Annotated in this window: 9 protein-coding genes; all 9 read right to left on the reverse strand. The window is 65.8% G+C overall.

The features are described from left to right. Positions 1-134: 134 nt before the first annotated feature. A complete protein-coding gene (locus H5407_RS22670) occupies positions 135-734 on the reverse strand; it encodes a hypothetical protein (protein ID WP_183106773.1) in 600 nt (199 codons plus the stop codon). Further along, entirely contained in the window at positions 722-2,083 is a 1,362-nt protein-coding gene (locus tag H5407_RS22675; protein ID WP_183106774.1) for a hypothetical protein, read from the reverse strand. Before H5407_RS22675 ends, H5407_RS22670 begins: the two co-directional genes overlap by 13 nt. Further along, a complete protein-coding gene (locus H5407_RS22680; protein WP_220800751.1) occupies positions 2,070-3,755 on the reverse strand; it encodes a GspE/PulE family protein in 1,686 nt (561 codons plus the stop codon). Before H5407_RS22680 ends, H5407_RS22675 begins: the two co-directional genes overlap by 14 nt. Beyond that, complete coding sequence (locus tag H5407_RS22685) at positions 3,752-4,984, reverse strand: type II secretion system F family protein (RefSeq protein WP_183106775.1); 1,233 nt, start codon at positions 4,982-4,984, stop codon at positions 3,752-3,754. Before H5407_RS22685 ends, H5407_RS22680 begins: the two co-directional genes overlap by 4 nt. An 8-nt stretch (positions 4,985-4,992) precedes the next feature. Beyond that, entirely contained in the window at positions 4,993-5,442 is a 450-nt protein-coding gene (gene gspG, locus H5407_RS22690; RefSeq protein ID WP_183106776.1) for a type II secretion system major pseudopilin GspG, read from the reverse strand. 68 nt (positions 5,443-5,510) lie between these two features. Then, the gene (locus H5407_RS22695; protein WP_183106777.1) at positions 5,511-9,611 is read right to left on the reverse strand and encodes a hypothetical protein; all 4,101 of its coding nucleotides are present in this window, start codon (positions 9,609-9,611) and stop codon (positions 5,511-5,513) included. A gap of 68 nt (positions 9,612-9,679) precedes the next feature. Next, entirely contained in the window at positions 9,680-10,081 is a 402-nt protein-coding gene (locus H5407_RS22700; protein WP_183106778.1) for a glutaredoxin family protein, read from the reverse strand. Positions 10,082-10,247: 166 nt separating this feature from the next. Further along, complete coding sequence (locus tag H5407_RS22705) at positions 10,248-10,688, reverse strand: hypothetical protein (RefSeq protein WP_183106779.1); 441 nt, start codon at positions 10,686-10,688, stop codon at positions 10,248-10,250. Continuing rightward, a partial coding sequence (locus H5407_RS22710) for an RHS repeat-associated core domain-containing protein (protein WP_183106780.1) occupies positions 10,685-13,635 on the reverse strand: 2,951 nt, incomplete at its 5' end. The genes H5407_RS22710 and H5407_RS22705, both read right to left, overlap by 4 nt.

Genomic DNA, 13,635 nt, shown 5'->3' on the forward strand with positions numbered 1-13,635 from the left:
CAGTGGCGCCGGCGACGCGGCACGCGCGACGGGCGCCACCACCTCGTCCTGGGCCGGCGGAGCCCGCCAGGCGGCATACAGCACCGCCAGCAGCAGGGCCCACAGGGCGGCACGACGCCAGGGCCGCACGGCACTCATGGCTTGCTCCTGCCGACGGCAACATCCGGGGCCACGTACATCACCCAGCGCAGTTGCGCCTCCACCTGCTCGGCATCGACGCTGGCTCGCTTGATGGCGGCCGCCTCAAGGGCCAGGCTGCCATTGCCGCGCGTCGCGGCCTGGATGAAGGCGAACAGCGACGAGGCGCTCCCCTTCAGCGGCAGGGTCATCACGAAGCGCTGCAAGGGCTCCGAATCGCGCTGCTGCCACTGGTAGCTGCCCCCATCGACACGCAGGCCCTGCTCGCTGGCCTGGGTCAGCAGTTGCCCCAGCAGCTCAGGCACCTGCGCGTGCGAGGCAAGGCTGATGTCGAGCAGGGGGGCGTCGGTCTGAGACGCAGGACGGGCGGCCGCACGCACACGCTCGCCCGCCAGCTGCCAGGCGATCTGCTGGTCCAGCAGGCGCTGCTGCTGCCAGGACCACAGCAGCGCCGACGCCGCCAGCAGCAAGCCCGCCAAAGCCCAGCCCCAGATCCATGCCCCCCAGCTGCGGCGCAGGCGCGCCACGGCCTGGGTCAGGGCCCATTGCCAGCGCTGGCGGCCTGCGGCACCGGTGACGCGACTCATCGTTGCCATGTGAGCTCCAAGGTGAAGCGGTAGCGTTCCTCGGCCTTGTCCTGGCGCAGGGCATGTTGGGTCAGCACGACGGCACCCAGAGGCCCGCGGTGGTCCAGATAGGCCATGTAGCGGGTCATGTCCAGGGCCGTCCTACCTTCAAGCTGAAGCTTCACCTTCCGGGCACCCGGTGCAGCGAAGGAGTGACCGAATTCCAGATCCAGCAAGGCCACATCGATGTCCCGCGGGGGCAGGAGCACCGCCAGCAGATCAGAATAGGGCGCACGCAGCTGCCGACGTACTGCGGCCAGAGCTTCGGCGGCCTTGGGATCCTGCTTCTGCAACTGCGGCTGCGCATCGGAGCGCAGGCCCATCTGGGCGGTCTGTCCGGCCAGCACTGATTCCTTGCCATGCAGGCGGTGCGCCGCGAGCAGCATCACGAGGCCCAGGCTCAGCACAGCCGCAAGAGCCAGGCCATGCAGCAGGGCCCCCCTTGGCGCGGGGGACCGGGCATCCAGGGCGCTGCGCTCCTGCAGGCCCGCCCGCAGCCATCGAAAGACGGCGGGCCCCTCGCCTGGAGCGGCCGGCAGCCAGTCCAGCCGCTCCCTGGCCACTGGCGGCTCGGCCTGTGCACCAGCCAGCAGGCCATGCAGCCTCGTATCACCGTCCGTCCAGGAGGGCTGGCGCCACCGCAGGCGCTGCCACTGCTTCAGCAGGTCCTCCTCACGCGGCGGGGCCCGCAGGGCACTCACCGCATGCACCGACTCCAGGTGGTTTGGACCCGCTAGGAACAGCGTGTCCCGCTCCCCGGCCAGCACCAGCTGCCTGACGGCCCCCGTCTGGCGCCGGGCCTCCCGCCAGGCCAGCACGCTGAGGCCGGTCATGCGGCCGGGCAGCCAGCCCTGTGCCTGTGCGCTGGCCCGCAGCGCTTCGATCCAGCCCAGCGGGTAGGCAATGGCCAGGCGCGGCTGCCCATAGGGGGCGTCATCGACATGCAGCTGCCACCGGCCGAGATCCCATCCCGCCTCGATCGCGCAGCGATTCACGTAGGCGTCGGCCTGCGCCGAGCTCAGCAGTTGCGCGGACCACGGCACTGTCATGTGGAGCAGCCAGGGAGGCTCGAACACCACGTGCAGCGTCGCCCGCGCCGGCAGACCCTGCGCCTGACTCAGCGCCTGCAGGGCGTCCCGCGCAGCCTGGGCTTGCAACGAAGGCCTGTCGCCGCAGGAGGACTGCTCAACGACAGGCAAGGGAATGTGCAGTGACCGCGCCTGCCCATCCTCCGACCAGGCCAGGGCCAGCTCCTGGCGCCGGACGGCGAGGAGCAGCGGGCAATGCGCCTGCCGGCGCCTGGACTCAGCCTGCGACACGGTGCCACTCCTCCAGCGTCGTGTGCCCCTGCGCCACCCACTGCAGGGCCCGCTCCTGCAAGCTCACCCAGCCTTGCCGTTCCGCCGCATAGGCACGCAGGGCGGACACCGGCGCCCGGTCGGCGATCATCTCCCGCAGGCGATCATCCAGCACAAGCAGCTCGGCCACGGCCTTGCGGCCTTTGTAGCCCACGCCGCGGCAGTGGCCACAGCCGCGGCCGGCCCGCAGCTGCCAGCCCTGCATGTCCTGATGCAGCAGACCCACGCGGCTCAGCAGCTCGCGCGAGGGCTGCTCGGGCTCGCTGCAATGCGGGCAGTTTTGGCGGATGAGCCGCTGGGCCAGGATGCCGTTGAGCGCCGCGGCAAAGCTGTAGGCATCGACGCCCATGTGCAGGAAGCGGCCGAGCACATCGAAGACGTTGTTGGCGTGAACGGTGGTGAACACCAGGTGGCCGGTCAGCGCGGCTTGTACCGCGATCTGCGCGGTCTCGTCATCGCGGATCTCGCCCACCATGATCTTGTCCGGGTCGTGGCGCAGGATGGAGCGCAGGCCGCGGGCAAAGGTGAGGCCCTTCTTCTCGTTCACCGGAATCTGCAGCACGCGCGGCAGGCGGTACTCGACCGGGTCCTCGATGGTGACGATCTTGTCGCGGCCGGTGTGGATCTCAGTGATGGCGGCGTAGAGGGTGGTCGTCTTGCCCGAGCCGGTGGGGCCCGTCACCAGCACCATGCCGTGCGGCTTGCCGGAGAGGCGGCGCAGTGTCTCGATGGCCTCGCCGTCCAGGCCCAGGCGATCCAGGGTCAGGGTGCGGGCCTCTTCCGTCAAGGCCTGCCGGTCCAGCAGACGCAGCACCGCGTCCTCGCCGAAGATGTTGGGCATGACGGAGACGCGAAAGTCGATGTCCCGCCCATTGATGCGCACCTTGAAACGGCCGTCCTGGGGCACGCGGCGTTCAGCGATGTCCAGCTCGGCCATCACTTTGATCCGCGAGATGGCCTGCTCGGCCATCTCCGCGCTCTGCACCTCGGTGATGGGCACCAGAACGCCATCGATCCGGTACAGCACGCGCAGCCAGCCGGCATCGCACTCCATGTGGATGTCGCTGGCCTGCAGCTTCAGCGCGTCATAGATGGTCGAGTTGACCAGCTTCACGACGGGGTTGCTGTCCTCGTTGATGGAGGCCAGCGTGATGACCGCGGCCACCTCTTCCTCGCCGGCCTCGGCGTCACCGCCATCGAAGCCGTCCAGCGCCCGCAGGGCCCGCTCCTGCTGGGCCAGGAAGGCGCTGACATCATCGGGCAGGGCCAGGGCCAGGGTGGCCTCGGCGCCGTGGTCCGCGCAGCGCTGGACCGCCCACTCCTCGGTCGTCACATCCCAGGGGTCCAGCAGCACCAGCAGGACCACGCCCTGCTCGCTGCGTAGAGGCAGGCAACCGCGCTGCGCGCATTCGGCAAAGGGGATCCAGTCGAAGACAGCGGCGTGGGACTGCAGCTCACGCATGCTCAGCATCGGCAGGCCCCAGTGGCCGGCCAGAGCGCCCAGCGTCGAGGCAAGATCCAGGGCCAGGCAGTGGGCAACGGCCTCCAGCATCGTGCCGCCGCCTGCCTGGCAGTGGGCACGGGCACGGTGCAGCAGGGCCTCGTCCAGCGGGGGCTGTGGATGGGTACTCATTGCAAGCTGTTGGCCATGTCAAAGATCGGCATGTACATCAGGACCACCACCGTGCCGATCACCGCGCCGATCAGGGTCATCAACAGGGGCTCCAGCAGGCGCGATGCCCAGTCCACCCAGCGGGCGAACTCGTCGTCGGCGAACTGCGCGCTGCGCTCCAGCATCTCGGCCAGCTGGCCCGAGCGCTCGCCCACCTTGATCAGGGACTCGGCAATGGGATTGGCCAGCCCGGCAGCGATCAGTGCGTCGGAGAACATGCGGCCCTGCGTGACCGCGGTCAGGCAGTCCTGCAGCTGGCCTTGCTGCGCCGCGTCCAGCAGACCGCGCACCATGCCCAGGGCCCGCGGCAGAGAGATGCCGGACACCAGCAGCAGGCCCAGCGCCCGGTAGAAGCGCGCCAGTCGGAACTCCTGCGCCTTGCGGGCCAGCACCGGCACTCGCAACACCCAGCCCAACAGCCAGGCCCGGCCCGACGCCCGCGCCAGCAGCAGGCCGATGCTCGCAAGCACGCCAACCACCGCTGCGAGGCCCAATGCCCAGTGGGCATAGAGCGTCTTGCCGAACTCCAGCAACAGCATGGACAACCAGGGCATGTCCTTGCCCGCACTCTCGTAGACCACCGAGAAGCGCGGCACCACATAGCCCAGCAGGAAGAGCATGACGAAGGTGCCAACGATCAGCAGCATGGCGGGGTAGATGGCCGCCGAGACCAGCTTCTTGCGCAGCTCCTCGAACTGCTGCTGGTAGCCCACGTAGCGGCGCAGGGCCTGCGGCAGGTCTCCGGTGCGCTCCGCCGCACGGATGGTGGCCACATAGATGGGCGGGAAGTGCGCCGGCATGGCTTGCAGCACGTCAGAGAAATTGCGCCCCACCTCCAGCCCGTCCAGCACGCCCTGCAGGACCTGGCGCGCCGCGCCGCTGCGCTCCTTGGCCACCAAGGCCGCCAGGGCCTCCGGCAGGGTCAGCCCAGCATTGAGCAGGGCCAGCAGCTCCTGGCTGAAGAGCAGCAGGGAGAGGCGCGGCCCGCGATCTCCGGTGCCGTCGGGCCTGGCCTGCTCGAACGGCAGCGCCTCCACGCCCAGCACGCGCCAGCCGCGCAAGCGCGCCTGCCGCAGGGCGGCATGCTCATCCAGCCCTGGCATGTGCAGGGACTGCTCCACACCGGCGCTGTCGAGCACCCGCAGGCGCACACCGCTGCCGGCCTCGCGCAGAGACTGCGTCGTCGTCATGCCGGGGCTCAGCGGTAGCTGATGTCCGCCGCCGGCCCTTCGCCGCCGGCACGGCCGTCCTGGCCCAGGGACAGCAGGTCGTAGTCGCCCCCGTCTGCAGCCGGCGAGCGGTACACATAGGCGTTGCCCCAAGGGTCCTGCGGCAGAGCCTTCTGCAGATACGGGCCGGACCAGCGCACTTCGCCACCCGGGCGCCCCAGCAGGGCGGCCAGACCCTGCTCTGAGCTCGGGTAGTGGCCGGTGTCCAGCCGGTAGGCGTCCAGCGCCTTGGCAAAGGCATCCAGCTGTGCCCGCGCAACGCCCCGTTCGGACTTGCCGATCTGCCCGAAATAGCGCGGCCCCACATAGGCCGCCAGCAGGCCGATGATGACCATCACCACCAGCAGTTCCAGCAAGGTGAAGGCCTGCTGGGCACGCGCTGAGGCCAGCAGCGGCGCCACCCTCCCTGTTGTTTTCATTTGTGGCCCTCCTCGTTTGGCCGGGCGGGATTTTAGCTGCCCCCCTCTCAAAGCCCAGCCCAGGCGGGCTACGGCGTCTCAGTGACGGTCAGAATCCACGCTGGGCCGCAAAACGCCATGCTCGCGCGCGACAGCCCCGACTTGGCGCGGACCGTCACCGTCGATGCCGTTTTCACCACCTGTCCGGCCTCGCTGAAGCCGAACTTCAGTTCGCCACTGCTGGCCTCGATGGTCGGGCACTGGGCACCCCCGATGGGCGCCCCCACCTGAGGTTTCGCCGTGACGGCATGGACCAGACGGTACAGATTGCCCAGGTCGGCCGAGATCACATAGTCCGACGAGGTGGCGCTGACCTTGGTCTCGCTCAGCACGCGGATGTTGCAGAGGCGGATGTAGGACTCCGGGTTGCCGGAGCCGACATTGTTCTTGGAGAGATGGACCAGCCCTGTCAAGGATCCGACGAGCTGGCGGCCCATCAGGTCCGGGTCTTCGGAGACCAGGCTGCCCACGGTCAGGAAGTCCTTGACATAGGTGGACATGCACTGCCGGCCATAGCTCACCTCCACCGAGGCATTGCCGGCGTTTCCCGTGGTCAGCACGCGGCTGCCCTCCACCAGGGTCAGCTCCCCGCTGGTCACATCCAGGCTCACCGGCGCCGTGCCCATGCCGTTGTAGCTCACCGGCAGGCTCACCCGCGTGCTCTCGTAAATGGGTGTCGGCCGCGTCATCGTGAGCTGGGCCCGTTGGTTGGTGCTGGGGATGACCAGCGCCCCCGGGGCAAAGACCTGGCCCTGCCCCTGCGCCGAGGTCGCGAGGGCGTAGACGTAGTAGGTGCCGGTCGGCAGCGCGCTGACGTCCCACATCCATTCGCCGCTGCGCTGGCCCGGCGCGGGCTTGATCCCGTCCGCAATCAGCTGGCCGTTGAACACCGTACGGCTGTCCTCCGGCGCTGCCGAGCCGGGCGTCACCTTCTTGTAGTACAGCGCGACCTGCACATCGGCGTCGATGGCCGACACCTCCCAACGGATGGGCTGCACCTTGGTGCTGCCGTCCACCACGGGCATCATCGGGCGGTCCGGATAGGCCAGCGCCAGTGCAACGGCCTGCTGCTGCGACCAGCGCATGCTGAAGCGCCCCACCGACGACCAGGCGCTGGCCAGGCCCTCGTTGTCCACGGCGCGCACGCGCCACCAGGCCTCGACCCCGTCAGCCAGATCGACCGGCACCTGCCAGCTCGGCGACGCCTGCAAGGCACCCGCCAGCCGAGTGCTCAGCGCCGCATCGGCGAAGAGCTCGAATTCGTATTGCACGGCCTGGCCTTCGGGGTCCTTGGAGAGACCCGCCAGCAGCACCGGGTGCGTCGACGTGACCCAGGCGCCCTGGGCCGGGTTACGCAAGGTGGGCACGCTGGGGGCCTGGTTCGGCCCGCTCATGCGGAAGCTGCGCACCTCGGCGCGCCCGCCCACCTTGGTCTGATTCACCCGCCACCAGTAGGTCTGGCCGGGCCGCAGGTCGGTGAGGGACCAGCTCACCACGCCGTTGACCGCGCTGATCAGCGCGCTGCCGCGGCGGTCCATGGAATCGAAGCTGTCCACGGTATCCAGGTCCAGGCGCTCACTCGCCAGATTGGTTTGCACAGCCAACGTCACACTCGTGCCGCTGACGACAGCCTTGTCGGCCGGGCCCTGGAGCACGCGGACCGGGGTCGTCGCCGCGGGATCCACGGTGAAGACCTGGCGGTTGCCGTCCATGGTGTACACGGGAATCGCCGTCGTGCTGCGCGCGCCGCGCGCGTCCATGGCCAGGACCAGCCAGCGGTAGACCACGCCCTTCACCAGCGGCAGGGGCACCTGCCAGGACGAAACGCCGTCATTCCCGCCCGGCATCCATCCCGAGCGTGCGATCAGCACGTCGCCCGTGCCTGCCGAATTGGAGCCGCAGGCCCCATTGTCCGCGGGCACCACCTCGCCGGAAGCCTGCTTGCGGCAGAGCTGGGCCTCGTAGCGGACCGCATCGCCATCCCCATCCACGGTATGGCGCCAGCTGAGCAGGGGCTGAGCGACGGTGTACTGCGCGCTGTCGCTCAGCTTCACCACCCGCGGCGGCGTCGCGTTACCCTGATTGGTGAAGAACCACGCCTCCACCCACGGGCTGGACAGCGTGCCGTCCGTGGCCCGCACGCGCCACCAGTACTTGCGGTTGAGGCGGAAGTCCGCCGCCACCGACCAGGTGGCTTGCATCGCGCCGCCCACACTGACCGGGGCCACGGTGGCCGAGGCCAGCAGCTGGCTGTACTCGGCGTCGTCGTAGAGCTCGAAGACCAGGCTGGTGGCGGAGTCGAACTCGCCGCCGGCCAGGGCGGCCGTCAGCGGCAAGGGGTTGGCCTGGAACTCGGTGCCGGTCCAGCTGAGGGCCTGGCGGGCGCCAGCCAGGGGCGACACCACGCGCGGCAGGGCCGGCAGCTTCAGCAGCGGCGCCGCCTTGACCGTGATCTTGGCGCTGCGGCTGGTGCTCATTAGGCCGTCGTTGGCCGTGTAGTTGATGAGGTAGTCCCCCTTGCTGCCACGGGCCGGCGTCCAGTCGAACACCGAGCGGGCCAGGGCCGGCGCGCCAGGATCTGCCGCCTGCGGCAGCCACTTGGCGCCCGTGGGCAGCGGGGTGGCCGTCAGCGTCACCGGCTTGCCGTTCTTGCCGCTGGCCTCCACCAGGAAGGAGACCTGCTGTCCCTCCTGCACCGTGCGGTCCGCGATGAACTGCAGGGCCGGCGGCTGGATCTCCACGGGCGGCGCCTTGAACTCGGTGCTGTAGACCCCGGTCGAGTTCACATCGAAGACGTTGAGCCAGTACTCCCACTTCTTGGTCTCGGTGTTGCGGGTGCGGCTCAGCCAGACGTTCTCCGGCGCCAGCACCTTGCCGTCCGAACGCTGGATCACACCCAGGGCGCGCACACCGGCATTCGGATCCGGCAGGCGTGCGTAGACGAAGCCGGCCGTGACCGGGAAGTTCAGCGCATAGCCGCTGCCGCCCGAGCCTGCGCCGAGCGTGGCCACGGCGCTGTGGTTGGTGACCACGGTGTCCTGGCCTTCGGATTCGTAGACGCGCATCACGTCACCGTCCTGCGCCAGGAAGTCGCGCACCGTGTCGCGGCCCGGCAGGTCCACGCGCACATCGCGCACCAGCGTGTGCGCCTGCGTGCCCTGCAGCAGCGAGGTCATCGCGCCGCCCAGTTCATCCGCATGGCTGAACTTCGCGGTGAACTCGGTGAAGCGGCCCGAGAGGGTGCTCTCCATGATCCAGCGCGCCGTCTTGGCGCTGTTGCCCGGCACATCGCCCAGCTTGGCCAGCAGCGTGTTGGGCGCGGGGACGTCGCCCACATAGCTGCCCGTCAGCTTGAAGCCGATCAGCAGGTCCTGCTTGTTCTCGATGATCTTGGGCTGGGCGGAATCGATGACCAGGTTCTTCGCCGTGGCCACGCCGTTGTTCTTGACGCGCAGGCCCAGGGTGAAGGGCTGCACCGGCTCCACCTCGGGCGTCAGCGGGTCGTCGCCCTCCACCTCGGCGGGCAGGAAGTAGTCCAGGCTCAGCTGGGGCAGGGGCTTGACCTTGATGACGTCCGGCGCCACATCCAGCACCGTGTCCTCGCCGTTGTAGCGGTAGCTCAGCGTGGCGCCCACCAGGTACTTCTTGCCCAGCGGCGCATTGCCCGCGGCGCCCGGCGCGGGGATCAGCAGCCAGTTCAGCACCGCCGTGCTGCGGGGCCGGACCATGCCCGTGCCGTCGGCCGCGCCGATGTCCTTCTTGGCCGAGAGGCGGATGAAGAACTTGGCGTTCAGATCATTGGGGTTGTCCGAGACCAGCACGGGCGTGCCCGCTTCATCCGTCACCTTGACCACCACGCCCACGTTCTCCAGCACGCTGCTGTCGGTGCTGTTGATGATGCGCATCTCGGCATCGAAGGCCTGGCGCTCCAGCGTCAGCTCCTGCTTGATCTCGATCTTGACCTTGGCGCAGACCGTCTCCTGCGCCTGCACGGCCACCGCCGCCATCCACAGGCCGGCGCCCAGCGCCCGCACGACGCGGGCACCCAGGCGCTGCCAGCCCGTGCGTGAGGCCGCGCGAGGGTGCTGCGGGGCCGGAGGGATTGCGAAGTCGGCGGTCAAAGAGCTCATGGTGAGGCCCACGGCAGCGGCCGTGGTCGGCTGGGACTACGTTAGGGAAAAGGGAGGGCGCGAGCGCGTCAGAGGCTCAGCGCCGCCAGGAATTCATCGGAATCAAACCCGTCGTGCATGCGGTGCTCGCGGCCCTGGCGGTTCAGCACCAGAAAGGGCGTGCCATTCGCGTGATAACTCGCGAATTCGGATTCACAGCGGCTGTCGATGGACATATTGCATTCGGTATAGGCAAAACCGTATTGGTTCAGCCAGGCCTTGGCCTGGTGGCAGTAGCCGCATTCGGTGGTGGTGTACATGACCACTTCTTCGGCCTTGACGGTGGCGGCGAGGGCGTGGATTTGCTCGGGGGTCCAGTTGCTGCTCGGGGTGCTGGATTCGCGGTGGTTGAAGACCTGGGTTTTGAGCAGCCAGGCGATGAGGAGGATGGCGAGGAGTTGGAGCCAGGTGGGGAGGGTTTTGCTGGGCATGGTGGGGGATGGGGAAGGCGGCTTTTGATTCAAAAATTACCGACGGCACTAAGGCTGGACCTTAAGTCTCGAGTAATTAACATTTAAGGCCTGACCCCGACCTCAGCGTTCGACCGAATATTTTGCAAATATCAATCCATAGCTTCACACATTGGATTTTTCCAAATCAGCCAAGTGCTTTTATTTTTGACAATTGCGCACTCAACATCGCCTTCAGATCAGCATCCATCTCACTTCGCTCGACTTTCTCTGCAACCTTATCGAGCAATAGCAGCAAGCGCCTCCAGAACACAATGCATAGATCTGGAGCGCTCTCACGCTTAATTTCCATAACATCCAAATACGCAGCAACCTTCAGACCAAAGTCATTCGACTCAGACTCATCATGCACAAGATAATTCAAGAATTCCTCGGCATAGTAACAAAATACAGAGTCCGGCATATCGAATAGATCAACACACCTAATCTCGAAATCAAAACCCGGCAGAGAGACCAACTCTTTCAACTTCTTTCCACCATAGATAGACCAAGCATGAATCATGTCTTGATCCATCTCGACATCACCCCAATCATCTCTATTTGGCGGATCACTAGAGAAATCAATCATTTACATAAGCCCTTAAGCCGCTCCTGGCAGCGACGATCTTCCTTATGAATCTCTTCCAGTCGATTTAACTGCTTAACTAGCGCCCTAATGTGCCTCTGATGCTTTGGATTCCCTTGCGGGTAGTGGTCATCTTCCAATTTCTGCCGCATCGCGATGCATTCCTTTTTGTGATCAATCTTTCTCTGCCTGTCCATGCATTTGTCACCGGTTTTAGGAGGGGGTTTATCACAAAAATTGTGATATCGCAGACGGTCTACGATAGCTTCAAACGTATCCACAAAATTGGGAGCATCACTATCATCCTCGGCGTCCTTTTGGTATGGCGGAGACAGTTTCGTGTGTAGCCACTCACCTGCAGCCCGTCCACCTCTTCTGCCCGCCCGACATCCAATCATTGCACCGACAAATCCACCGCCAGGGGGGAAAATAACTTCTCCAATGGCTCCGCCCGCGACACGACCTCCCCAGCACCCGATAATTTCTCCCGCATCACCTAATGCACTAAGCCCGGTTGGATCAAAATGACTGAATGGCTTGCCTGAAACATAGGCGTATTCATTAATGCCGCCCATCAAACCAATTGGATCATTCTGAATATATCGACCAGCAACCGTGGAATAAATGCGACGGAAATTGTAGTGGAGTCCCGTCTCTTCATCCCAATATTGCCCCGGCAACCTCAGGTTGATCTCAACCACCGGCCATTCCGCCGAGGGGGTGTGTGACACGATTGTCGCTTGGCCAAACGGCTCATACACTGCCGCCCATAGGAGCTGGCCCTTGGAATTGGTCGCCTGTAGCGGCGCTCCCAGGTGATCGTTATGGAGGAACGCCAGCTGCTGCTGCGCGTTGCTGTCCAGCGTCTTTGCCAGCAAAAGTGCCGTCGTGAAGGGAGCATCGGGCTGTGGACCATACTGGGTGTGCAGCACGGGTGCCGCGCTGGTCGTGACTTGACCTTCGGCGTCCAGGGCAATGACTTGGTGCGCCTCCGCCAGCAATCCCTCGTCTGCGTAGAGGTAGTAGCTGCGCTTGGCCTGAGCCAATGGCAGCCCTGCGCCGTCTCGGTACTGCTCCTTCCAGAGGCGACGCCCCAGCGGGTCATAGCCATACCGAGCCACCCACGCTCCGTCCACTTGACGCACCCAGATCAGCCGGTTTTCGGCGTCATAGCCAAAGTCCAGCGTCCTGCCCGGGCTCTCCCGCCGAACCATATTGCCCGCATCGTCATAGGTGTAGCGAATGGCGCTCGGGCCACTGCCCTGCTGCAGGAGCCGGTCATTGGCGTCGTAAGTCCAATCCCCACTCGTGCGGCTGTGCGCCGTCCGGTTGCCCAGCGCATCCAGTACGAAGTGTTCCGTCTCGTTGCTGAAGCTCCCCTTACGCGTGACTTCAGTCAAGCGCTGATCATCGTCGTGAACAGCGGTCAAATCGTCTGTGCTGGTAGCACCGTCCAGGGTATCGGTACGCTGGCGCCGCTGCAGCTCCGACTCCAGGCCAAAACTGTTCTGCAACTGCAGCGAGGTCTGCTGTGTAGGGCTCTTGACCGTCTGGCCGCGTAGCTGTCTCAGGCCATCAATCTGCAAGGTACGCGTGCCGCCGCCCGGTAGTTGCCAAAGGGTGGCCACACCTTCTTGGTATTCGCCCACACTCAAGCTGCCAGTACCGGGAATGCTCACCCGCTCCAGCCCACCGTGCGCTGCATAGCCGTACTGCAGCTCCGTGCCATCCGGCCAGACGATCTTGGTCTTGCGACTGGCGGCGCTGTAGCCGTACTGGTAACTCATGCTGTAGCGAGCCCCCGCCGGGTTGGGCAGGCTCACCGTCTCGCCGGTCTTGCGCCCTTCCTCGTCATAGCTCAGCGTGGCGCTGGACTGCTGCTGCCCTTCAGGGCGCAAGTAGTCCCAGCTTTCCCAGGCTACCAGCAGGGTGTCCTGCCACTGGAAGGTGGCCTTCTGCCACAGGCTGCTATCGGCGCCGAGATACTGGACTTCTGTCAAGCGATTCTGGGCGTCGTAGCTGTACTTCTGCAGTCGGCCCAGCGGATCCGTCTTGCGCAGCAGGTTGCCCCCGGCGTCGTACTCATAGCGCGTGGTCTGCCCCAGCGGCTTCACTTCCTTGACTAACCGGTCCGCCTTGTCGTACTCGAACCCATAGTGAGCGCCCTTTGCGTTCTCTACATCGATGACGTTGCCACGCGCGTCGTAGCGAATCAACGTCTTACCACCCAAACGATCGGCTGACTCAGTCCTTTTCCCGAACGCGTTATACGCAAACTTCTCTACCTTGCCGTAGCCACCGGTACGAGCTATGACTCTGCCCGCCAAGTCATAGCTCAAACTCTGCACGCGGGCAGCACCGCCGGACGCCGTGGTGTCTAGCAACTGCTGACTGCTCAGACGCTCGTCCGCATCGAAGCGGTACTTCTGGGTAAGACTTGCTGTCTTGATTTCCGTTGGCGAATCCAGGCTGCCAAAGCTTCCATCAGGCAAGTCAAAGCTGTATTCCTTGGCATTACCAAACCCATCGATCTTCTTATTAACCCGCCCGAAATTGTCATAAATGGTCTGCTGCCCCACCCCGTCCGCATCCGACACCAGCACCGGCAGGCCCAGCCCGTTGTAGCGCTGCTGGCGCACACCACCCACGGCATTGATGTCCATCAGCGGCCGGTCCGCCGCGTCATAGACCGTGTGCTGGCTGTAGCCCCGCGGATCCGTGCGCACCACCGTATTGCCCACGCGGTCGTACTGATACGTGGCCGTGGTGCCGCTGCCGCCCGGCGCCGGCGGCGTGCTGACGCTGAAGTCCACCGTCCCCGCGCTGCCCAGCCCGATGTTGTTCGCATCCCCGCTGTACTCCGCCCGCACCGCATGCGCGCCCGGCGTGCCGAAGCTCACACTCAAGGTGGCCATGCCTTCGATGACCGGCGCGGTGCCCAGCAGCGTCG

Source organism: Mitsuaria sp. WAJ17, from assembly GCF_014174515.1.
GTDB lineage: Bacteria > Pseudomonadota > Gammaproteobacteria > Burkholderiales > Burkholderiaceae_C > Roseateles_B.

What these genes read in the sequence shown, in the direction of transcription:
- gspG (WP_183106776.1), bottom strand. Translation starts at nt 5,442, where the DNA reads ATGAAAACAACAGGGAGGGTGGCGCCGCTGCTGGCCTCAGCGCGTGCC.
- H5407_RS22695 (WP_183106777.1), bottom strand. Translation starts at nt 9,611, where the DNA reads ATGAGCTCTTTGACCGCCGACTTCGCAATCCCTCCGGCCCCGCAGCAC.
- H5407_RS22685 (WP_183106775.1), bottom strand. Translation starts at nt 4,984, where the DNA reads ATGACGACGACGCAGTCTCTGCGCGAGGCCGGCAGCGGTGTGCGCCTG.
- H5407_RS22705 (WP_183106779.1), bottom strand. Translation starts at nt 10,688, where the DNA reads ATGATTGATTTCTCTAGTGATCCGCCAAATAGAGATGATTGGGGTGAT.
- H5407_RS22680 (WP_220800751.1), bottom strand. Translation starts at nt 3,755, where the DNA reads ATGAGTACCCATCCACAGCCCCCGCTGGACGAGGCCCTGCTGCACCGT.
- H5407_RS22670 (WP_183106773.1), bottom strand. Translation starts at nt 734, where the DNA reads ATGGCAACGATGAGTCGCGTCACCGGTGCCGCAGGCCGCCAGCGCTGG.
- H5407_RS22700 (WP_183106778.1), bottom strand. Translation starts at nt 10,081, where the DNA reads ATGCCCAGCAAAACCCTCCCCACCTGGCTCCAACTCCTCGCCATCCTC.